Origin of the sequence: Shinella sumterensis (genome assembly GCF_004514425.2) — a bacterium.
GTDB lineage: Bacteria > Pseudomonadota > Alphaproteobacteria > Rhizobiales > Rhizobiaceae > Shinella > Shinella sumterensis.
Window position 1 is genome coordinate 92612 of the sequence record NZ_MYFN02000007.1, and the last position, 21550, is coordinate 114161.

Below are 21550 nucleotides of genomic sequence, written 5' to 3' on the forward strand. Positions count from 1 at the left end.
GCCACAAAAGCACGCCCGCGGCGTGCCCGCCACCCGATTCCTGCCGGCCCGTCAGTAACCGCGCTTCACGCGGGCGAGCGCACCCGAAAAGGCCGAGGCGAAGCGCTCGCGGTCGTCGAGCGGCAGGAAGGTGCCGACATCGGTCTCGCGCCCATTGCCGCGCACATGCATGGCGGTAATGCCGATCTTCGGCTTGCGGGAAACAAGGAAACGCGCCCAGAACGGATTGAAGGCATATTGCGTCTCGCGGCCGGACGGGCTGATCTTGCGGATGGAGATGCTGGTGCGCGACAGCGACACCAGTTCGCGCGCCTTCGCTGCCCGGTTGTTGAGCCAGAAGGCGCCGAAGAGAACGAGGAAATCGAGGCCGAAGAACAGGGCGACCGGCCACGCGCCCGAGATCAGGAACACGGCCACATGCGCAAGGCTGAGAACGCCGGCGATGAGGAAGAAGATGCGATGACCGTGGCGGCCGAGCGAACGATAGGGATGCAGCTCGGCCGAGAAGACCGGGCGCTCGTTCATGCTCATGTCGGCCATGCTCGTGTCGGCGTTGCCTTGTGTCATGGCGCATGACTATAGAAGCATCATGGAAAACGGAAAGATCAAAAAGTCGACAGCTGCCGCGCCCGCCCGCCGCAAGGCGCCGGCGCGCCCGAAAAGCATTTATTCGCAGGACGAGCTGCGCGAGATGTTCCGCCGCTTTTCCATCCAGCGGCCGGAGCCGAAGGGCGAGCTCGAGCATGTGAACCCGTTCACGCTCGTCGTTGCAGTCGCTCTCTCCGCCCAGGCCACCGATGCCGGCGTCAACAAGGCGACGCGCGCGCTGTTCCAGGTGGCCGACACGCCGGAGAAGATGCTGGCGCTGGGCGAGGAGAAGCTGCGCGACTACATCAAGACGATCGGCCTTTATCGCAACAAGGCCAAGAACGTGATCGCGCTCAGCCAGATGCTGATCGACCGTTTCGGCGGCGAGGTGCCACGCACCCGTGAGGAGTTGGTGATGCTGCCGGGCGTGGGGCGCAAGACGGCCAATGTGGTGCTGTCCATGGCCTTCGGGCAATCGACCATGGCGGTCGATACGCATATTTTCCGTATCGCCAACCGCCTGCGCCTCGCCCCCGGCAAGACGCCCGACGAGGTGGAGGACAAGCTCATCCGCCTCATCCCGGACGAGTATCTCTACCACGCCCATCACTGGCTGATCCTGCACGGGCGGTACTGTTGCAAGGCGCGCAAGCCCGAATGCGAGCGCTGCGTCATCGCCGATCTGTGCAAGGCGCCGGAAAAGACCTGCGACGTGCCGGCCCCGCTTGTCGAGCTGCCGCCCCAGCTGTTCGGTCCGACGCCCTGATCGCCAGGGCTACCAGCCCGCGAAATCCGCAAGAAGGGCCTCATCGACCCGCCCCGCGGCGACATCGGTAAGGGCCTGGTCGAGAATGGCGAGGCCTTCGCGCGCCTCGCTCTCGGTCAGCGTCAGCGGCGGCGTGAATTCGAGCACGTTCGACCGCACACCGACATAATAAAGCACGAGGCCGAGCTGGAAGGCGCGGTAGACCGTCAGGGCGGTCTCCCGCGTTGCGGGCGTTCGGCCGGCGCGATCGCCGACGAGTTCCACGCCGAGCGCAAGGCCATGCCCGCGCACATCACCGATCAAGGCGTGACGCCGCGCGAGCGCATTCAGCCCGTCGCGCAACACACGACCGGTTCGGGCTGCATTCTCGGTCAGGCGGTCGCGCTCGATGGTCTCCAGCACGGCGAGTGCGGCGGCCGCGCAGACGGGATTGCCGTGCACCGTCTGGAGCGAGAACGCCACCGCATGGTTCATGATCGCCTCCGGCCCGACAACCGCGGAGATCGGCAACCCGCCGCCAAGGCCCTTTCCGAAGACGACGATGTCGGGCTCGATGCCGGAATGGTCGAAGGCGTTGAAGCGCCCCGAACGGCCGAGCCCCACCTTCACCTCGTCCGAGACGATGAGGATGCCGTGCCTGCGGCAACGCTCCTCCACGGCCTTGAAGAAACCGTCCGGCGGCACCAGCATGCCGCCGTCTGACTGGATGGGCTCGATGAAGAAGGCGGCAATCTCGTCCGGCGCGATCTTTGTTTCGAAAAGCTGGTCGAGATGGGCAAGGGCTGCCTCGCTCGCCGCCTGCGGCGTATCAGCGGCATAGCTGTTGGGATAGGGAACGAGCGTCAGGCCGGCAGCGCGTGTGCCCTGTTGCGCCGGGTGCCCGGAGACGGCCATGGAGCCGACCGTGCCGCCGTGATAGGCGCCGTCGAAGGCGAGAATGCGGGGCCGGCCCGTCGCCGCGACCACCATGCGCGCGACGGTCTCGTTGGCATCCGAGCCGGAATGGCCGAACCAGACGCGGCCACGCGCCCGCTCCGGCACCAGCGACAGGAGCTTTTCGGCAAGCAGCACGCAGGCTTCGTTCGCCGACGAAAGGTAGCTCGCTCCCGCCTGGTCGGAGAGCGCACGGTCGACCGCAGCCCGCACCGCGGGGTGGGAATGCCCGAGGCTCGCGGCACCCCAGGACGCGGCGAAATCGAGAAGCCGCCGTCCGTCGTCTGCCGTGAGATACGCGCCGCTGCCGCCGACGACCGCCTGCGGGAAGAACCGCAGATGCGCCATCGAGGACACCGACTGTCGTTCACGTGCATAGAGGCCGGACATGGGCTTTCCCCTTACTTCTTGAAGAAGGTCAGGATCTCGTCGAGCTGGACGACGTGGCAGTAGATCATGTTGATGATCTCAAGCTCGCGCTTGTGCAGCTCGTCCGTCGCGGCCGCGCCGCAATCATCGACGACGACAACGCCGAAGCTCTCGTCGGCAAGGCTGCGCACGGTCGAGGAGACGCACTGGTCGGTGAAGATGCCGCAGCAGATGACATCCTTGATGCCCATATTGTGCAGGATGAGGCGCAGGTTCGTGCCGGTCAGGGCGCTGTCCGTCGTCTTGGTGATGACGATCTCGTCCGCGCGCGGCTCGAGTTCCGGCACGACCTGCCCTTCCGGCAGGTCCTTGGGCAGCAGCAGGTAGTTGAAGCCGGGCTTCTTCTGGCTGAGCGAGCGGTCGCGGCCATCGGGCTTGAGGCAGGCGATGCGCGCGAAGATCACCTCCACCTTGCGCTTGCGGCATTCATCGATCAGCCGGGCCGTGTTGGGAATGACCGTCTGGCGCATGCGGTCGTAGAACGGCTGCCAGCGCGCGGTTTCCTCGGGCGTATCCTTGGGATCGAGATAGGTGTTCTGGATGTCGATGACGAGCAGCGCCGTCGTTTCCGGATCAAGCGCGATATCCTCGGGCTCTTCCGCATTCGCATAGTAGAAGGAGCGGTAGGCGGTCTTCCAGGTCATGCGGTCTTCTCCTTCTTTCGGCGGCTGCGGGTGAGGATGTGGCCGATCTCGCGGTTGGGGAAGAGACCGCCCGGCCGGACGATCATCACGGCGATCATGGCGAGCGCGAGCACGATCTCCGTCAGGCCGATGACCTGGCCGGAACCGGAGGACGCCGCGTTGAGCGTGGCTTCCGTGCCGCGCAGCCCCTCATAGGCGACGGTGATGAGGACCGTGCCGGCAACCGCGCCGGTGACGGTGTTGGCGCCGCCGATCACCAGCATGGTGATGATGAGGAAGGTTTCCTTGAGGTAGAAGGCCTTGGGCGCGAAGGACGTGATGAAATGCCCCCAGAGCGCACCGCCGATGCCCGCGATGAAGGCCGCCAGGATGAAGGCGCGCCAGCGCAGGTGCGGAATGTTCGCGCCGAGCGCCGCTGCGGCGACCTCGTCCTCGCGCGAGGCCCGCAGCAGCTTGCCGGTGCGCGATTCCTTGAAGGCCAGCGCGACGACCACGACGACCGCGGCCACGATGGCGGCAATCGGCATTTCCGTCGTCTTGGGCAGTCCGAACAGCGTGCGCGGACCGTTGGTGAGCGCGCTCCAGTTGTTCATGACCGTATAGAGCACGACGAGGAGCGCAAAGGAGGTGATGACGGCGGCCGCATCCGAAAGCCGCATCAGCGGGTAGGCGACGACGGCGGCGACGAGGGCCGCGACCACGCCGGCGGCCAGCATGGCGAGCAGCGGCGAGATTTCCACGACCTTCATGAACTCGTAGAGATCCGGCAGCGCCATGCCCTTCATCTGCGCCGGAATCGTCAGCACGGCCGAGGTGTAGGCGCCGAGCCCCATGAAGCCGATATGGGCGAAGGATAGCAGGCCCGAATTGCCCATGAAGGTCTGCAGGCCGATGACGAGAACGAGCGAAATCAGGAGGTTCGTGGCAATGCGGTCGTAAAGCCGGATGCCGATCATCTGGCTGCCGACGGCGATGACGGCGATGACGGCGATCAGGATGAGGGCGGTGAGATAGGAATGTTTCATGGGTTCCGCTCCTCAGGTCCGCTGGCCGCTGGCCGGACCCTTGATCAGGCCCTCAGGCCGCCACAGCAGGATCAGGATCACGAGGCTGAAGGTGAAGGCATCGCGGAACTTCAGGAGATCCTGCGACAGGGTGTAGTTGAGCGTGGTATCGATGAGCGCCAGAAGGAAGCCGCCGACCACCGCGCCCGGCAGGCTGCGCATGCCGCCGATGACGGTGGCGATGAAGGCGACGAGGAGCGGCTCCAGGCCGACGCCGGGCACGACCGTGCCGATGCGCCCTATCCACAACAGCCCGACGACGCCGGCCAGGAAGCCCGACAGCGCGAAGGCCGAGGAGATGATCAGGTTGGCCGGGACGCCGAGCATGCGCGCCATGGTGAAGTTCGTGGCGGCCGCGCGCATGGCGATGCCGAGCGTCGTCTTGCGCATGAGAAACGCGACGGCGGCCAGCAGCACGATCGAGGCGGCGATGGTGATGAGATTGCGCACCGGCGTGATCGCCCCGCCGATCGAGACCGTCTGCGAGAAGATATCCGGCAGCGGCACATTGCGCGGGCGCGGCGAGATGAAGAGCAGGGCCGCGTTCTGCAGCAGGTTCGAGAAGGCGAAGGAGGTGATCAGCACCGCCGTCACCGATTTCGCGCGGACCGGGCGGAAGGCGACATAGTCGGTGAGGATGCCGAAGACGATGGCCATGACGACGGCAAGGACCGCCATGAGCAGCCAGGGCAGGCCGGAGCCGCTGGTCAGGAACATGGTGTAGCCGGCGACCATGATGAGTTCGCCATAGGCAAAGTTCACCAGCCGCAGGATGCCGTAGATGATGACGAGGCCCAGCGCCATCAGCGCATAGGCGCCGCCGAGGCTGAGCACGTCGATGACGAACTGGATCGCGAAAGCCATGGATCAGCCTCCCAGATAATGCGCGCTGAGATCGCTGGTCGAGCGGATCTCGTCTGCCGTGCCGGACGCGACGATCGCGCCGAGCCGCATGACATAGGCGCGGTCGGCGACGGCGAGCGCCTGGTTCACGTTCTGCTCGACGAGCAGGATGGTCAGGCCGGATTTCTTCAGCGTCTCTATCATCTCGAAGATGCGCTCGACGATGGCGGGCGCCAGACCGAGCGAGGGTTCGTCGAGAAGCAGCACGCTCGGGCGCGCCATCAGCGCGCGGGCGATGACCAGCATCTGCTGTTCGCCGCCGGACAGCGTGCCCGCCGCCTGCGCGGCGCGTTCGGCAAGACGCGGAAAGAGCGTGTGCAGCCTGTCGAGGTTCTCGCGGTTGCCGGCGTGGTCGCGGCGATGGATATAGGCGCCGAGCATCAGGTTCTCGGCGACGGTCAGGTCCGGGAAGACGTCGCGGGTTTCCGGCACGGTGGCAAGCCCCGCGCGGATGACCTGCTCGGGATTGGCCGAGGTGATGTCCCTGCCTTCCAGCGTGACCGCGCCGCCGGATGTCTTCAGCGCGCCGGCGATGGCCTTGATGGTGGAGGACTTGCCCGCGCCGTTTGCGCCGAGCAGGCTGACGAGTTCGCCCTTGCCCACGGTGAAGGTGATGCCGCGCACGGCGCGGATCGTGCCGTAGCTGACGGAAAGGTCGCGCACATCAAGCATGGGCCGCCCCCTTGCCGAGATAGGCTTCCACGACGGCCGGATGGCTGCGCACGTGGGCGGCGTCTCCTTCCGCGATGGTGCGACCCGAGGCCAGGACGTGCAGGCGGTGGCAGAGCCGCATGATGAGACCCATGTCATGGTCGATGATGATGAGGCCGAGGCCGCGGGTCTTGGGCAGCTCGGACAATGTGTGCAGCAATGTCTCTGTCTCGGCGTCGTTCATGCCGGCGGCCGGTTCGTCGAGCAGCAGGAAGCGTGGTTCGGCTGCCAGTGCCCGGGCGATCTCGACACGGCGCTTGTCGCCGTAGCTCAGGCTCTCGCCGAGTTCGTCCGCCTTGTCCGCCAGGCCGAGCTCATCGAGCAGCCCGACAGCCCGCTCAGTACTGACGGCGCGGGAGACACCCTTGGCGAGGGCCGCAGCCTCCACATTCTCCAGCACGGTCATGCCGTTGAACAGGCGCACGATCTGGAACGATCGGCTCACGCCGGCCAGCGCGATATCGCGGGGCGACAGGCCCGACAGCGTGACATCGCCGGCGGTGATCGTGCCGCCGGCGAGCTTCACCTGGCCGGTGATCGCATTGATCATCGTCGTCTTGCCGGAGCCGTTCGGCCCGATGAGGCCCAGAACCTCGCCGGTGGCGACGGAGAGCGAGACATGGTCGAGAGCGCGGAGGCCGGTGAATTCCACCGACACGTCGTTTACCGCAAGACGTGCTTCAGACATGGCTTTTCCGAAAGGTATGGGCCGGCTGATGCGCCGGCCCGGACGGCAGGGATCAGGGCTTCGGCAGCGATTCCGGCTTGCGCCAGCCGACGAAGGTCGGCTTGCCGGCCTTGAGTTCGATCACCGCGGCGGCCTTGTTGGGAACGTGGCCCTCTTCGGCCGTACCGTAGTCGAGTTCGCCGGTGAGCAGCTTGAAATGGCCGTCTTCAAGCGCCTTGGCGAGTGCCGCACCTTCCGTCGTGCCGGCCGCCGTGATGGCCTGGGCGATCATCATGATCGTGTCCCAGCCCGTCGAGACGAAGGAAGTATCCGGATCCTTGCCGAACATCTCCTTGTAGAGGCCGATGAACTTCTCCATTTCCGGATCGGCGCCCGCGCCCATCCAGGTGTGGGTGACGAAGTAGACGTCGTTGCCGAACTTCTCGCCGAGCGCTTCATGCATGGCCGGATCGTCATAGGCGTCGCCGCCGAGAACCGGCGCATCGTAGCCGACTTCGCGCAGCGCGCGGATGATCACGCCGATATCCGTGCCGTAGGACGAGACGAAGATGACGTCGGGCTTCTTGCCGAGCGCCTGGAGGCGCGAGAGCTGGGCGGAGAAGTTGTTGTCGCCGTTCGTGTAGGTGTCTTCCAGCAGGATTTCACCGCCGTCAGCCTTGAACTGCTCGACGAAGTACTTGGAGAGCGACTTGGTGTAGGCGATGAACTGGTCGGTGACGACATAAGCCGTCTTCCAGCCCTTTTCCTTCACCGCGAAATCGGCAGCCGTCGCGCCCATCGTGGTGTTCCACATGGAGAGCGTGAACTGCTTGTCGCCGAGCGACCACGAGGAATAGAGCGGGTCGGAGGCGCAGGTCGAGATGCCGACGATATCGGCGGACTGCGCCTCGCGGCTGGCCGGCGAGCCGAAATCGAAATCGCAGGGCGCGACGATGACCTGGGCGCCCTTGTCGATCAGTTCGACGGCGACGTTGCCGACCGTGACCGGATCGGACTTGCCGTCGATATTGATGAACTCGATCTTCTTGCCGAGGACGCCGCCATTATCGTTCAGGTACTTCACCGCGACCTGCGCGCCGTTGAAGCCGGGCGTGTCGAGCGGAGCCTGGATACCCGTCATGGACAGCGCGCCGCCGATGACGATCTTGTCGTCATCGGCAAAGGCGGAGGAGGAGGCGAGCACAAGGCCCGCCGCCAGAAGCAATTTGGATGTTTTCATCATGATCGTTCCCCTTGATGAACGCCTTGCGGCTGTGAATGGAATGCGGTCCGGCCTTTTTCTTGTTTTGTGCGGCCCGCCTGAAAGCTCCTTGGTTGATCCCGTCGCGTGATTGTGCCGGGCCGCTTACTGCCCGATTTCCTTGAGCAGATCGTCGGTCGAGATCTGCCGGCAATAGCCCTTGATCGCATTGATCGAGAAGTCGTGCCGCTCCTGCGAATAGGTGCCGCAGGCATCGGGCACGAGCGTCACGAGGTAGTTGAGGTCGCAGGCATCGCGCACCGCCGATTCCACGCACTGGTCCGTCAGGAGGCCGCAGAGCACGATCTGCCGTACGCCGAGATTGCGCAGGATGTAGTCGACATGGGTGGAGACGAAGACGCTCGACGAGCTCTTGGGCAGGACGATCTCATCCTCCAGCGGCGCCAGCTCGTCGATGACCTTGCCGTCCCACGAGCCCTTCGGAACGTTGAAGCCGGTGATCTTGTAGTCGAGGCTGCGGTCGCGGCCGTCCTTCGTCAGGCTTTCGATCGTCGTGTGCAGAACCTCGATGCCGGCCTTGCGGAAGCCGGCCAGGAGGCGCTGCATGTTCGGAATGGCGACCTCGTGGATGCGCTTGAAATAGTAGCCGTACTTGCCCTCGATATCGGCGTCGGAGACGTCCTTGAACTCGCCGCCGTCACGGCGTACGGAGAAGTTCTGCACGTCGATGAAGAGAATGGCGGATGCGGCCGGATCGAGCGGCAGGTTGCGGGTGGAGGGATGGTCAGCGGCCATCGGAGGATCCTTCAAGGCTTTGGGCTGCGAGGAGAAGCGGACCGGCAAGGCGCTCGGCCCATGCCTCCTGACCGCTCGCATCGTGGATGAGGTCGTTGCGCACTTCGAGCAACACATGCGGAATGCCGCGCCGTTCGCCGTGCACCGGGATCGTGTAGTCGGAGACATCGTCGACGTGGTAGGGCGCGTTGAGCTTGACCGTCACGTCGGCATTCGCCGCGCTGAAGGTTTCTGCAAGGCGCTCCGCAAAGCGTGCGTCCCTGTTGTAGAGCAGGCCGAGTTCGAAATCGCGCACCGCGCCGGTCGCGCGCATGACGGGCGTGAAGCTGTGCACGGAAACGAGGACGAGCGGCCCGCCGGCCGCTTGCCGCCGCTCCAGCGCAACGGAGATCGCTTCATGCAGGGGCTGGTGGATTTCCACGAAGCGGCCACGCCGCTGCGCGTCGGAAACATTGGCATTGGCGGGAATGAGCGTTCCGTCGCTCCGCTTGAGAACGCAGTCTTCCGCTTCGAACGGACGGTTGCAGTCGATCACCAGGCGGCTGTAGCGCTGGAGGATGAGAGCGGCATCGAGCCGTTCCGCAAGCCTGCGGGCAAGCCCTTCGGCACCGACGTCGTAGGCGATGTGCCGGTCCATTTCCGCGGATGCGACGCCCAGATCGCCGAGCGCGGCAGGCACGGCGCGGCCGGCATGCTCGCAGGTCAGGAAGATCGGCGAACGCCCGGTCGCGTTGATCCATTCCACGGGGTCCGGGTCGCCAGCATTCAGCAATCTGGACATGTCGCTATCTGCAAGACTGAGCATGAAATGGTATCCGTCGATCGCATCGGCATGGGCCGGCACGAGGGCTTCGATGACAGCCAGTCAAAGAAATTTTCCAATCATAGTCAATCCGATTTTTCCATTTGACTAATTTTTTTCATGGCGCAAATATCCGCCCCAAGAACGGGAACATACCTATGAGCGATGGGAAATCGTCGACGACGGTCCGCACGCGGATCCGGGAGGCTGCCGGGCAGCTCACGGCCAGCGAGCGCAAGATCGCCAATGCCATCCTTGCCGACTACCCCTTCACGGGGCTCGAGAACATTCAGGAACTGGCGGCGAAAACCGGAGTCAGCGCGCCCTCGATCACCCGCTTCGTCAGCAAGATCGGCTGCAGCGGGTTCCAGGACCTGCAACGCCAGCTCATTGCCGAGCTGAAGGAAGGGCAGCGTTCGCCGCTCGACCTGAAGACGCGGCAGACGCCGGTCGGCCATTCGGAGTTCCTGTCGGAGTACGTGCGGCGCATCGCCTCCGTCACGCAGGAGATGGCGGCCACGGTTTCCCAGGCGCAGTTCGATATCCTCGCCGACCTGATCGCCGATCCCTCGCGCAACATCTTCCTGCTCGGCGGCCGCGTCAGCAATAATGTCGCGTCCTTCCTGTCTATCCATCTGCGGCAGATCCGCAGCGGCATCTACCACATGTCCGACAATCCCGAGTTCTGGCCGGAACACGTGTTGCGCATGCGCAAGAAGGATGTCGTGCTGCTGTTCGATTTCCGGCGCTACCAGCTCAGCCTTGCACGCCTTGCCGAGACGATCGCGCAAGCGCGCGGCGCGACCATCGTCGTGATCACCGACAAGTGGATGTCGCCGGCCGCCCGCAGTGCCGACCACATCGTCGCCCTGCCGATCGAGGCCGGCACGGCCTGGGATACGGTGACGGCCGCAATCGTTCTCGTCGAGGCGCTCATCGTGCGCGTCTCCGAGGCCGATTGGGAGGCGACGCAGAAACGCATCAGGGATTGGGACGGCGTACGCTTCTCCATGCCGGGCTACGACCAGGATACGATCAACGGGGACGACGATGAAACGTGAAGAAATGATGGTTGCCTGCTGCGGCGACCTTTCGGGCAAGGTGCGCGGCAAGGCCTTTCCGCTGGCACAGATGGAAAAGCGCCTGAAGCGCGGCGTGGGCTGGACGCCGACCAATGTCCAGATCACCTGCTTCGACGCCATCGCCGAAAGCCCCTTCGGCTCGCTGGGCGACCTCGTGCTCATTCCCGATCCGGCAACCAGTGTCAGCATCGAAAGCGAGGACGGCGCGCCGAACGAGAATTTCGTGCTCGGCAATATCCGCTACACCGATGGCAGGCCATGGGAATTCTGCACGCGCTCGATCCTCGAAGCCGCGCTCGAACGCCTGCAAAAGGTGGCGGGCGTGACGCTCTACGGCGCCTTCGAACATGAATTCCAGATCAAGCATCTGGTGTCCGAAGTGGGCGGCGCCTTCACGTTGGGCGGCTTCCAGCGGGAGCGGCACTTCTGCGAGGCGATCATCGCCGGCATGCGCACCGCCGGCGTGACGCCCGACACGATCCTCAAGGAGTTCGGCGCCGGACAGTTCGAGGTGACGATGGGCCCGCAGAAGGGCGTGACCATCGCCGACCATTCCATCATCACGCGGGAGATCGTCGGCCTCGTCGCGCGCGAGCTCGGCTACGACCCGACCTTCACGCCGATCCGCGATCCGGCCGGCGTCGGCAATGGCGTGCATGTCCACATGAGCATGCTGGACGCATCCGGCAATCCCGTGACCCACGATCCCGCCGGCAAGCACGAGCTTTCGGACGTCGCGGGCAAGTTCGTGGCCGGCATCCTGAAATATCTCGATTCGATCATCGCCATCACCGCGCCGAGCGTCGTGTCCTACCTGCGGCTGACGCCGCATCGCTGGAGTGCTGCCTTCAACAATCTCGGCTTCCGGGATCGTGAAGCGTCGGTGCGCATATGCCCGGTCTCCGATATCAGCGACATCGCGCGCGCCGCACAGTTCAACTTCGAATTCCGCGCGGCGGACGGTGCGGCGAACCCGCATCTGGCGCTTGCCGCCATCGTCCATGCCGGCGTGCAGGGCATCGAGGAAGGCCTCGCCGTGCCGGAGGCCACCCAGGAAGACCTTTCGCTGCTCGGCACGGACGCCCTTGCCGCCCGCGGCTATGTCCGCCTGCCGCAGACGCTGGAAGCGGCCTTGCAGCGGTTCCGCGGCAACGAGACGGTGTGCAGCTGGTTCCCGGAGGGCTTCGCGGACGTCTATGTCAAGCACAAGGAAGGCGAGATCGCCTATCTCGCCGGCAAGACGCAGGCGGAAATCTGCGCGGCGTACGAAGACGCCTACTGAGCCGAACCGCCATACGATGATCGAAAGCCGGCACGGTGACGTACCGGCTTTTCTTTACCGCGCCTGCGGAAGCGCGAAGCCGGGGTCCTTGCGGCTCAAGGCCTTGTGCAGGTGCACCATCAGGCCGGCGGCGAAAAGCGGCGTGAGAAGATTGACGATCGGGATCGCCAGGAAGGCCGCGACCAGCAGGCCGGCGATCAGGACCGTGGAAAAGTGCTTTTCACGAAACTGCCGCGCCTCCTGCGGCGAGCGATGGCGCATGGCGGCGAACTCGAAGAATTCCCGGCCGAGCAGGTAGCCGTTGACGGCGAAGAAGGCGATGAGGTTGACGCCGGGAATGAAGAGCAGGAACAGCGCGACGAGGTTGCCGACGAGCACGATGCCGAGGAACTTGACCGACCCGGCGATGGCCTGGCCCATGGGCAGCGGAACGCCCGGCTTATCGGCGGGATAATCCCTCTTCTCGATGACCTCGGCGACATCGTCGAGGAAGAAGCCGGCGATGATGGCGGTCACCGGCGCCAGCAGCAGCGCCAGTCCGAGCGCGAGCCCGATGCTGGCGACGATGCCGAACACGAAGGTGAGCCAGCCGGCCCATTGCGGCAGGTCCGGCATGAATGCGCCTTGCAGCCACGGCCAGGCGAAGGCGATGAAGCTTTCGCGCAGACCGAACCACACCACGACGAGGGCGAGGATCGTCAGGCCCAGGACCTTCCAGAAGACGCTGCGCGTTTCGGGGGCGAAGAGGTTGGCAAGCGCAAGCCGGGCGGCGTCGAGGATCATCGAAAACTCCTGTTCGATCTGGCATGTAGGGTGTGGAAAACCGGCCGGCAAGGCAGGAGATGAGCACGGCCCATTAAGGCCGCGTTAAACGACGGGCCCTAGACTTTCGCGCAACCGCACAAAGCGCGTCTTCGAGAAAACCAGGGAACTGTCATGCATAATGTCCGGATCAGCAGGCTCCTGCCGGCGCTCTTCCTTCTGATGGTCGTTCTGGGGGCGCTGCAAGGGGCGGTCGCCTTCCGGTCGCTGTCTGCGATGACCGGCCATATCGAGCGTATCGGCACCGATCGCATGCCGCAGCTGAGCGCCATCCTGCAACTGAGCCATGCCTTCTCCGATCTCAATGCGATCTACGCGGAACATCTGCTTTCGATGGACCCGGACGAGATCGGCCGCATCGAGGCGCGCATCAAGGAACGCGCGGAAGCCTTCGAGGCCATGGTGAAGACCCATGCCGCCGACAATAGCGGCGATGCGGCGGCGATCGCCGGGATCGACACCATCAAGACGACGCTGACGACCTATCTCGACGAAGCCGCCAAGCTCGTGCAGTTCTCCGCCATCGGCGCCAAGGGGCCGGCGCTCGACATCTACAAGGGTTCGATGAAGGCGAGCGCCGATGCGATCACCGCGGCCCTCAACGCGCTCGTGGCACACACCCAGACGGTGACCGACGAAACGATCGAGACCGCGCGCGCCGAGGAAGGCTCCGCCTTCGCGCTGACCTGGGCTTCGCTCGCTGCCGCGATGGGCCTCGCCATTGCCGCGATCTTCCTGGTCAACCGTCGCGTCGTGCGGCCGCTCAACGGCCTTGCAGGCGCGATGAAGCGGCTGGCCGACGGCGATACGGTCGTCACCATTCCCAGCGCCGGCCGCAAGGACGAGATCGGCGACATGGCCGGCACCGTCGCCGTTTTCCGTGACAACGCCGCCGAGCGCCAGCGTCTCGAACGCCAGGCCGAAGACGACCGCCGTCGGGCCGAAAGCGACCGGCAGGCGCGCGAGGCGGAACGCACGCGCGACAGCGGCCAGGTCCAGCAGGCCGTCGCAAGCCTTGCCAACGCCCTGGGCAGGCTTGCCGCCGGGGACATGACCTGCCGCATCGACGAGCCCTTCGAGGGCGATCTCGACCGGCTGCGGGCAGACTTCAACGCCTCCGTCTCGCGCCTCAGCGATGCGCTGCGCGAAGTGGGCGAGAACGCCGCGGCGATCGACGCGGGCGCAAGCCAGATTCGTTCGGCCGCCGACGACCTGTCGCGCCGCACCGAACAGCAGGCCGCTTCCGTCGAGGAGACCGCCGCCGCGCTGGAAGAGATCACGACGACCGTCAAGGATTCGACCCGGCGCGCGGAGGAAGCCGGCGACCTCGTTGCGCGCACACGCGCCGGTGCCGAAAAATCGGGCGAGATCGTGCGGCGCGCCGTCGCGGCCATGAACGAAATCGAGAAATCCTCCAGCGAGATCACCAGCATCATCGGCGTGATCGACGATATCGCCTTCCAGACCAATCTTCTGGCGCTGAATGCCGGCGTGGAAGCCGCCCGCGCGGGCGAGGCCGGCAAGGGCTTTGCGGTCGTGGCGCAGGAAGTCCGCGAGCTGGCGCAGCGCTCGGCCAAGGCCGCCAAGGAGATCAAGTCGCTGATCACCACATCGGGCGATCAGGTCCGCACCGGTGTCTCCCTGGTCGGCGACACCGGCCGCGCGTTGCAGACCATCGTCACCGAGGTGCAGGAGATCAACAGCCACGTGGCCGCTATCGTCGAGGCGGCACGCGAGCAGTCCGTGGGTCTTCAGGAAATCAACACCGCCGTCAACAGCATGGACCAGGGCACGCAGAAGAATGCCGCCATGGTCGAGGAAACCACGGCCGCCAGCCATGGGCTCGCCGCAGAGGTTCAGGCGCTGAACGCGCTGATCAGCCGCTTCAATGTGGGCGGCACGTCGTCGGCATCGAGCCGCACCATGCAGGCACATTTGCATGTCGTGCCCACGACACCGGCCGCGCCGGTCGCTGCCACGCCGGCTCCGGTGCGCAAATCCCCGGGCCAGTGGAACGTCAAGGCCGCCTCCAGCCAGTCCCGTGCCGTGTCCTCTCCCGCGCTCGCGCTCAACGAGAAGCTCGCCGGGGCCTTTGGCGCACGCCAGGACACCGGATCGGGCGGGGACTGGGAGGAGTTCTGAGACAGAAGGCGGCTTACCGGCGTCGTCTCACTTTTCAGGCGGCTGGCCCTGATGTGACAGGATGAGCGCGCTTCCCGCCGTTCGGGGCACGACGCCCAAAGACACCGGCGCCTCGCCTTCCTTTTTCAGCCAGACTTCGAGCGGCCGCTTCTTTTCACCCACATCGGAAACCGGCGTGAGGCGGAGCGCGCCGTTCGTCTCTTCGTAATGCACGAAATGGTCGATTGCGCCTCGTTCGCCCGTGGCGTCGGACACGGGGCGGCCGGCACCGGCGGGCCGCTGCGTGAGCAAGCCGCCAAGCGACAGGACGAGCCCGGCCGCAACGGCAACGCCCGCAAAGGCAAGCCCGCGCCAGAAGCCAAGGGAATTCCAGCAGCCGCCGGAGACCTTGCCGGTAAACACTGCATCGCACGGTCCCATATGCAGGACCTGCCGGTGACCGCCGAAGCCGGCATCGGATGGGGCATGCGGCGTCGCGTCGTCGCCGAAGGTGGAGAGCGTTTCCCGCCAGCGCCCGACCATCGCGGCAAAGCGCCGGTCGGATGCCAGCCGCGCCTCGACCTTGCGGCAGTCCTCCTGGGAAAGCGCGCCGAGCACATATTCGCCGGCGATCACTTCGTCGCAGCGGGTCTCGCCCATATCTCGGCCGAATGCCGTCATCGCCTTGTGTACTCTCTCGGTTCGCGCAGAGGGCGCGCAACGGTGGTTTTCTTACATATAGGAACGCGCGGAGGCATTTTGCCATAGCAAGCACGCCTGGACATCATAATCTTCCCCATGCCGTTGCGCCATCGACGCTGACGCGATGAAAAGCGCTTTCTCGCGCCGGCCCCGCGTATTGTGAAAAGAGGATCATTCCATCGTCACAAAACATGCGTTAAACAGGCGCCCACCCATTCCCGAGAGGCCGCCATGTCCCAATCCGATAGCGAAAACCAAGCCCGCCTTCTCGTTCAGGCCCTGCCCTACATGCAGCGCTACGAGAACAAGACCATCGTGGTGAAATATGGCGGCCACGCCATGGGCAACCCGGAGCTGGGCAAAGCCTTCGCCAGTGACATCGCGCTTCTCAAGCAGTCCGGCGTCAACCCCATCGTCGTGCATGGCGGCGGCCCGCAGATCGGCGCCATGCTGACCAAGATGGGCATCGAATCGAAGTTCGAAGGCGGCCTGCGCGTCACCGACCAGAGGACGGTCGAGATCGTCGAGATGGTGCTCGCCGGCTCGATCAACAAGGAGATCGTCGCGCTCATCAACCAGACGGGCGAATGGGCGATCGGCCTGTGCGGCAAGGACGGCAACATGGTCTTTGCCGAGAAGGCCAAGAAGACCGTCACCGATCCCGACAGCAATATCGAGCGCGTTCTGGACCTCGGCTTCGTCGGCGAAGTGGTGGAAGTCGACCGCACGCTGATCGACCTGCTCGCCAGGTCCGAGATGATCCCGGTCATCGCGCCGGTCGCGCCCGGCCGCGACGGCCACACCTACAACATCAATGCCGACACCTTTGCCGGCGCCATCGCCGGCTCGCTGAACGCCACGCGCCTGCTCTTCCTGACGGACGTTCCGGGCGTGCTCGACAAGAACGGCCAGCTGATCAAGGAACTGTCGGTGGCGCAGGCGCGCGCGCTCATCAAGGACGGCACGATCTCCGGCGGCATGATCCCGAAGGTCGAGACCTGCATCGACGCCATCAAGGCGGGCGTGCAGGGCGTGGTCATCCTCAACGGCAAGACCGCCCATTCCGTACTGCTCGAACTCTTCACCGAGCATGGCGCCGGCACGCTGATCGTGCCCTGACGGCTTTTACCGGCGGCACCGCGCCGCCGGGCCTACAGGAAGAGCAGGCCGAGGATGCCGCAGACGATCAGCAGGCATCCCGCCACTTCCGTGCGGTTCACCCGCTCGTGGAAGAGGAAGTAGGAGGCCATGAAGGTGAAGACCAGTTCGATCTGGCCGAGTGCGCGCACATAGGCCACCTGCTGGAGGCTCATCGCCGTGATCCAGCAGGCCGAGCCCATGACGCCGGTGATGCCGACCAGCGACGAGGACCGCCAGCTCTTGAGAACCTGGACGATCTCGTTCTTGTCCTTCCACAGCATCCAGATGAGCATGAAGATCGTCTGGAAGGTCGTCACGCAGGCGAGCGTCACGGCCGCGCTCATGATCGGCCCCGGCCCGTCCAGTGACAGGGCGGCGCTGCGATAGGCGACCGCCGACACGCCGAAAACGCCGCCCGACGCGATGCCGATCAGCGCGGTGCGGCCCGTCAGCGCCGCGAAGGTGTTGCGCCAGGACAGCGGCGCGCGGGCGACCGAGATCAGCATGACCCCGATGACGCCGACGATGATGGCGACGACGGCGCCGGGCGTGATGCGTTCGCCAAGCAGGATGAAGCCGAAGATCGCCGCCTGCACCGGCTCCGTCTTGGAATAGGCCGTTCCGACGGCGAAGTTCCTGAGCGAGAACAGATAGACCAGCAGCATGGTCGCGAAGATCTGCGCGAGACCACCGATCACCGTCCAGACCGCGAAGGTCCAGTTGAGCGCCGGAAACGCCAGGCCGGCGATCCAGTGCAGCGAAAGCGCATAGAGGATTGCCAGCGGGAAACCATAGCCGAAGCGCACGAAGCTCGCGCCGCGCGTACCGAGCGAGCCCTGAAGATGCTTCTGCAGGGCCGAGCGCAGGTTCTGCAGGAAGGCGGCGGCGATGGTGATGGGGATCCAGAGTTCCATGCACTGCCGCTAGCACGCCGGTTTGCGCAAATCCATCGGCAGCCAAAGCGGCGCCTTAAATTTCCGTTTGCCGCCGCGCGGGCCCATGGCATAAGGCGGCCATGACCGATCTTCCGAACAAAGCCGACTTCGCCCATGTGCGTGACTGGGTCTTCGACCTCGACAACACGCTCTATCCGCACCACGTCGATCTCTTCGCCCAGATCGACAAGAACATGACGGCCTATGTCTCGGCGCTGCTCGGCCTGTCGCGCGAGGACGCGCGCGCCCTGCAGAAGCAATATTACTACGACCACGGCACGACGCTGAAGGGCCTGATGATCCACCACGACATCGACCCGCTGGACTTCCTGGAAAAGGCGCATGCCATCGACTACGGCGTGCTGTCGCCGGACCTGTCGCTGGGCGAGGCGATCCGGGCACTGCCGGGCCGCAAGTTCATCTTCACCAATGGCAGCGTCAAACATGCCGAGATGGCCGCAAAGGCGCTCGGCATCCTCGACCATTTCGACGACGTCTTCGACATCGTGGCGGCCGAATACATGCCCAAGCCGGCGGGCGCGACCTATGACAAGTTCATGGCGCTGCACCGCATCGAGACGCAGCAGGCGGTGATGTTCGAGGACCTGCCGCGCAATCTTCTCGTGCCGAAGGCGCTCGGCATGAAGACGGTGCTGCTCATTCCGCAAAACGAGAACCACGAATTCGTGGATGCCTGGGAGAAGCGTTCGGAAGAGGACGAGCATATCGATTATGCGACCTCCGACCTCACGGCCTTTCTGAACGCGCTTCTCTGACATTCGGCCGGCCACATTCCTGACACGGAAAAAACCCTTTCCCGTCAAAGGGTTCAATTACCAATTTGTAACTGGCCACGGCCGTCTTTCCCTTTATCCTTCGCTCCCAAGGGACGACAATGGATGACAGGAACGACCATGGCTAAAAAGGAACTCCTTCTCGGCGCCGTTGCCGCCAGCCTTATCTTCTCGGGCCTCGCCGCCCCGGCCTTCGCCGCCAAACACGAAGGCAAGCACGGCAAGCACCATGCCCGCCATGCCGCGATGATCGAACGGCTGGATACGGACAAGGACGGCAAGGTGACGCTTGCCGAATTCAAGGCCAATGCGGCCACCGCCTTCAAGACCTTCGACGCCAATGGCGACGGGCAGGTGACGAAGGACGAGATCAAGGCGCGCCACGCCGCGTTCAGGGATGCCCGCAAGGCCATCCGCGCCGCCGCCGATGCGGACAAGGACAAGGCCCGCGAGACACTGCGCGCCGGTGGCCCCTACATGCTGCCGGGTGCGGGCAAGATGTTCGACCGCGCCGATACCGATAAAAACGGCACGCTCTCGGAAGCCGAGGTCATGGCTGCCGCCGAAAGGATCTTCGAACGTCGCGACACCAACAAGGATGGCGCCATCGACGTGGCCGATGCCGGCGGCAAGGGCAAGTGGCACGGCAAGAAGAGCGAAGAGCGTGCGCAGCGCATGCTGGAGCGCGCCGACACCGACAAGGACGGCAAGATCTCGCAGGCCGAGATGCTCGCCTATGCCACGACGACCTTCGAGCGGTTCGATACGGACAGGAACGGCGAAGTGACCAAGGCGGAAGTGGACGCCAGGCGCGAAGCGTTCCGGGATGCCCGCAAGGCGTTCCAGGCGGTGAAGGCGACTGACGGCGAGGCGAAGGACGCCGCGCGCCAGGCGATGCGTGACGCGCGTATCGACCGCATGGGCGCACGCATGTTCGAGCGCGCCGACACCGACAAGAACGGTGTCCTGACGAAGGCGGAGATGGAAACCGCCGCCGCCGCTCTCTTCAAGCAGCGCGACCGCAACGGCGACGGCTTCATCACCGCCGACGAAATGGTCATGAAACGCCACCAGAAATAGAGCATTTCCAGCCGAGGCGGGAGCGCTTCGGCATCGGACAATGCTGCGAAACGACAGAGCATTCCCTGCCAGCACGTCCAACTGAAACGCCCCGGCCATGCCGGGGCGTCTTTTATTGGCGGCAGTGCATGGCCTGCCTCATGTCAGGCTTCAGCCACGGCATGCTCGGCTTCGAGCTTCTCGTAGAACTTCACGATGATGTCCCAGGCCTCCTCGGCCGTCTCGACGAATTCCAGGAGTTCGACATCGCCGGGCGCGATGGTGCCGAAGGCGGCAAGGGCGTCGAAGTCGATGATCTTGTGCCAGAATTCCTTGCCGAACAGGATGAGCGGAACGAGCGCCATGCGGCCGGTCTGCATCAGCGTGACCGTCTCGAACAGCTCGTCCAGCGTGCCGAAGCCGCCCGGGAAGACCGTCACGGCCTTGGCGCGCAGCAGGAAATGCATCTTGCGGATCGCGAAATAGTGGAAATTGAAGCTGAGCTCGGGCGTGACATAGGGGTTCGGCGCCTGCTCGTGCGGCAATACGATGTTGAGGCCGATGGACGGTGCGCCGACATCGGCCGCGCCGCGGTTGCCCGCTTCCATCACGCCCGGCCCGCCGCCGGTCACGACGACATATTCCTTGAAACCGAGCTCCGCCGACTTCTCGGAGCACATGCGCGCGAATTTGCGCGCTTCCTCGTAATAGATCGAGGCCGCTTCCAGATTGACGCGCTGCGTTTCGTTGCGGGCCGCCCAGGCATCCTGCCCGGGCGCGGGAATGCGCGCGCCGCCGAACATCACGATGGTCGACTTGATGCCGTGCTCGGACAGCATCATCTCCACCTTCAGGAGTTCCAGCTGGAGACGCACCGGACGCAGTTCCTCGCGGCAGAGGAAATCGTCGTCGACATAGGCAAGCCGATAGGCCGGGTGGGCCGATTGCGGCGTCTGCGGCACGACGGAAGCGCGATGCTTGTCCTGCGCGCTGTCGGCCAACGGATCCCACACGCCGTCCTTGCGGCGCAGATTCTTTTTCTTCAGTCTTGCCATCACTTTTTCCTGTCTTGCCGCCGTGCGGAATCACCATTGCGTCCGTGCGACAGTATCTGCCGGAAAAGGGCTTCATCTTTTCCGGCACTTGCTCTAGAGCATTTCGCTGATTGATGAAATCGACCTTCCGGCCTGCCGACAAGCGAAAATAAGCGTCGAAGTTTAAGGAATTCCGATGAGCACGTCCGATCTCGCCACCCTTTCCGCCACCATCGAGCGCGCCTTCGAGGAACGCGACGGTGTCAGCACCGGCACGCGCGGCGAAATCCGCGATGCGGTCGAGACCGCGCTCAACCTGCTGGATGCAGGCAAGGTGCGCGTCGCCGAGCGCGGCGAGGACGGCAACTGGACGGTGAACCAGTGGCTCAAGAAGGCCGTGCTGCTCTCCTTCCGCCTCAACCCGATGGAAATCGTCAAGGGCGGCCCGGGCGAGTCCTCGTGGTGGGACAAGGTGCCCTCCAAGTTCGACGGCTGGAGCGTCAATGAATTCGAGAAGGCCGGCTTCCGCGCCGTGCCGAACTGCGTCGTGCGCCGCTCCGCCTATATCGCGCCGAACGCCATCCTGATGCCCTCCTTCGTCAATCTCGGCGCCTATGTCGGCGAAGGCACCATGGTCGATACCTGGGCGACGGTCGGTTCCTGCGCGCAGATCGGCAAGCATGTGCATCTCTCCGGCGGCGTCGGCATCGGCGGCGTGCTGGAACCCATGCAGGCCGGCCCGACCATCATCGAGGACAATTGCTTCATCGGCGCGCGCTCGGAAGTCGTCGAAGGCTGCATCGTGCGCGAGGGCTCCGTGCTCGGCATGGGCGTGTTCATCGGCAAGTCGACCAAGATCGTCGACCGCGCGACCGGCGAAGTGACCTATGGCGAAGTGCCGCCCTATTCGGTCGTCGTCGCCGGCTCCATGCCATCGGACAAGACCATGCCGAACGGCCTGCCCGCGCCCAGCCTCTATTGCGCCGTCATCGTCAAGCGCGTGGATGCCCAGACCCGTTCGAAGACCGGCATCAACGAGCTTCTCCGGGATTAAT

At 64.8% G+C, this 21550-nt stretch carries 22 protein-coding genes; 8 read left to right on the top strand and 14 right to left on the bottom strand.

Translation table 11 applies throughout. The features are described from left to right. Positions 1-51: 51 nt before the first annotated feature. Entirely contained in the window at positions 52-567 is a 516-nt protein-coding gene (locus B5M41_RS14405) for a DUF2244 domain-containing protein (protein ID WP_134647937.1), read from the bottom strand. Positions 568-589: 22 nt separating this feature from the next. Between B5M41_RS14405 and nth the strand changes: the two genes are divergently transcribed. Next, positions 590-1354: an endonuclease III gene (gene nth, locus B5M41_RS14410; protein WP_134647939.1), complete on the top strand. Its 765-nt coding sequence runs from the start codon at positions 590-592 to the stop codon at positions 1352-1354. A gap of 9 nt (positions 1355-1363) precedes the next feature. Here the strand turns inward: nth and B5M41_RS14415 are convergent, their stop codons facing one another. The 9 genes from B5M41_RS14415 to B5M41_RS14455 all read right to left on the bottom strand — a co-directional run bounded on the left by B5M41_RS14415 (position 1364) and on the right by B5M41_RS14455 (position 9527). After that, positions 1364-2677: an aspartate aminotransferase family protein gene (locus B5M41_RS14415; RefSeq protein ID WP_134647941.1), complete on the bottom strand. Its 1314-nt coding sequence runs from the start codon at positions 2675-2677 to the stop codon at positions 1364-1366. A gap of 11 nt (positions 2678-2688) precedes the next feature. Beyond that, a complete protein-coding gene (locus B5M41_RS14420; protein WP_134647943.1) occupies positions 2689-3360 on the bottom strand; it encodes a cysteine hydrolase family protein in 672 nt (223 codons plus the stop codon). Continuing rightward, positions 3357-4385: a branched-chain amino acid ABC transporter permease gene (locus B5M41_RS14425; protein ID WP_134647945.1), complete on the bottom strand. Its 1029-nt coding sequence runs from the start codon at positions 4383-4385 to the stop codon at positions 3357-3359. Before B5M41_RS14425 ends, B5M41_RS14420 begins: the two co-directional genes overlap by 4 nt. Positions 4386-4397: 12 nt before the next feature. Continuing rightward, positions 4398-5288, bottom strand: coding sequence for a branched-chain amino acid ABC transporter permease (locus B5M41_RS14430; RefSeq protein WP_134647947.1), 891 nt, complete (start codon positions 5286-5288; stop codon positions 4398-4400). A 3-nt stretch (positions 5289-5291) separates the two neighbouring features. After that, positions 5292-5999 (bottom strand): ABC transporter ATP-binding protein, encoded by a 708-nt coding sequence (locus B5M41_RS14435; protein ID WP_134647949.1) that lies wholly within the window; start codon positions 5997-5999, stop codon positions 5292-5294. Next, positions 5992-6726 (bottom strand): ABC transporter ATP-binding protein, encoded by a 735-nt coding sequence (locus B5M41_RS14440; RefSeq protein ID WP_134647951.1) that lies wholly within the window; start codon positions 6724-6726, stop codon positions 5992-5994. The genes B5M41_RS14435 and B5M41_RS14440 overlap by 8 nt, the downstream gene beginning before the upstream one ends. Before the next feature lie 52 nt (positions 6727-6778). Further along, positions 6779-7948, bottom strand: coding sequence for an ABC transporter substrate-binding protein (locus tag B5M41_RS14445; protein ID WP_134647953.1), 1170 nt, complete (start codon positions 7946-7948; stop codon positions 6779-6781). 123 nt (positions 7949-8071) lie between these two features. Then, a complete protein-coding gene (locus tag B5M41_RS14450) occupies positions 8072-8722 on the bottom strand; it encodes a cysteine hydrolase family protein (protein ID WP_134647955.1) in 651 nt (216 codons plus the stop codon). Beyond that, complete coding sequence (locus B5M41_RS14455; protein ID WP_134647957.1) at positions 8712-9527, bottom strand: N-formylglutamate amidohydrolase; 816 nt, start codon at positions 9525-9527, stop codon at positions 8712-8714. Before B5M41_RS14455 ends, B5M41_RS14450 begins: the two co-directional genes overlap by 11 nt. A gap of 155 nt (positions 9528-9682) precedes the next feature. Between B5M41_RS14455 and B5M41_RS14460 the strand changes: the two genes are divergently transcribed. Both B5M41_RS14460 and B5M41_RS14465 read left to right on the top strand, forming a co-directional pair. Then, positions 9683-10585, top strand: a complete 903-nt coding sequence (locus tag B5M41_RS14460) for a MurR/RpiR family transcriptional regulator (RefSeq protein ID WP_134647959.1) — start codon at positions 9683-9685, stop codon at positions 10583-10585. Continuing rightward, positions 10575-11888, top strand: coding sequence for a type I glutamate--ammonia ligase (locus B5M41_RS14465; RefSeq protein WP_134647961.1), 1314 nt, complete (start codon positions 10575-10577; stop codon positions 11886-11888). Before B5M41_RS14460 ends, B5M41_RS14465 begins: the two co-directional genes overlap by 11 nt. Before the next feature lie 54 nt (positions 11889-11942). On the opposite strand, the gene B5M41_RS14470 is transcribed toward B5M41_RS14465, so the two are convergent. Then, positions 11943-12671: a sulfate transporter family protein gene (locus B5M41_RS14470; protein WP_134647963.1), complete on the bottom strand. Its 729-nt coding sequence runs from the start codon at positions 12669-12671 to the stop codon at positions 11943-11945. Between the two features lie 153 nt (positions 12672-12824). On the opposite strand from B5M41_RS14470, the gene B5M41_RS14480 reads away from it, so the two are divergent. Further along, positions 12825-14852 carry a HAMP domain-containing methyl-accepting chemotaxis protein gene (locus B5M41_RS14480; RefSeq protein WP_134647965.1) on the top strand — a complete coding sequence of 676 codons (2028 nt, stop codon included), beginning with the start codon at positions 12825-12827 and terminating at the stop codon, positions 14850-14852. A 27-nt stretch (positions 14853-14879) separates the two neighbouring features. Here B5M41_RS14480 and B5M41_RS14485 read toward each other — a convergent pair whose 3' ends face one another. Then, on the bottom strand, positions 14880-15512 hold the full coding sequence (locus B5M41_RS14485) for an anti-sigma factor (protein WP_134647967.1): 633 nt from the start codon (positions 15510-15512) through the stop codon (positions 14880-14882). A gap of 252 nt (positions 15513-15764) precedes the next feature. Between B5M41_RS14485 and argB the strand changes: the two genes are divergently transcribed. Next, a complete protein-coding gene (gene argB / locus B5M41_RS14490; RefSeq protein ID WP_134647969.1) occupies positions 15765-16652 on the top strand; it encodes an acetylglutamate kinase in 888 nt (295 codons plus the stop codon). 32 nt (positions 16653-16684) lie between these two features. Here the strand turns inward: argB and B5M41_RS14495 are convergent, their stop codons facing one another. Further along, positions 16685-17587, bottom strand: a complete 903-nt coding sequence (locus B5M41_RS14495) for a DMT family transporter (protein ID WP_134647971.1) — start codon at positions 17585-17587, stop codon at positions 16685-16687. A gap of 101 nt (positions 17588-17688) precedes the next feature. On the opposite strand from B5M41_RS14495, the gene B5M41_RS14500 reads away from it, so the two are divergent. Together B5M41_RS14500 and B5M41_RS14505 are read left to right on the top strand one after the other, a co-directional pair. Continuing rightward, a complete protein-coding gene (locus B5M41_RS14500; protein ID WP_134647973.1) occupies positions 17689-18384 on the top strand; it encodes a pyrimidine 5'-nucleotidase in 696 nt (231 codons plus the stop codon). 138 nt (positions 18385-18522) lie between these two features. Next, a complete protein-coding gene (locus B5M41_RS14505) occupies positions 18523-19482 on the top strand; it encodes an EF-hand domain-containing protein (RefSeq protein ID WP_167718918.1) in 960 nt (319 codons plus the stop codon). A 143-nt stretch (positions 19483-19625) separates the two neighbouring features. Here B5M41_RS14505 and B5M41_RS14510 read toward each other — a convergent pair whose 3' ends face one another. Next, positions 19626-20516: an LOG family protein gene (locus B5M41_RS14510; protein ID WP_134647977.1), complete on the bottom strand. Its 891-nt coding sequence runs from the start codon at positions 20514-20516 to the stop codon at positions 19626-19628. A gap of 175 nt (positions 20517-20691) precedes the next feature. Between B5M41_RS14510 and dapD the strand changes: the two genes are divergently transcribed. Further along, positions 20692-21549 (top strand): 2,3,4,5-tetrahydropyridine-2,6-dicarboxylate N-succinyltransferase, encoded by an 858-nt coding sequence (dapD, locus tag B5M41_RS14515; protein ID WP_134647979.1) that lies wholly within the window; start codon positions 20692-20694, stop codon positions 21547-21549. Position 21550 lies beyond the last annotated feature (1 nt).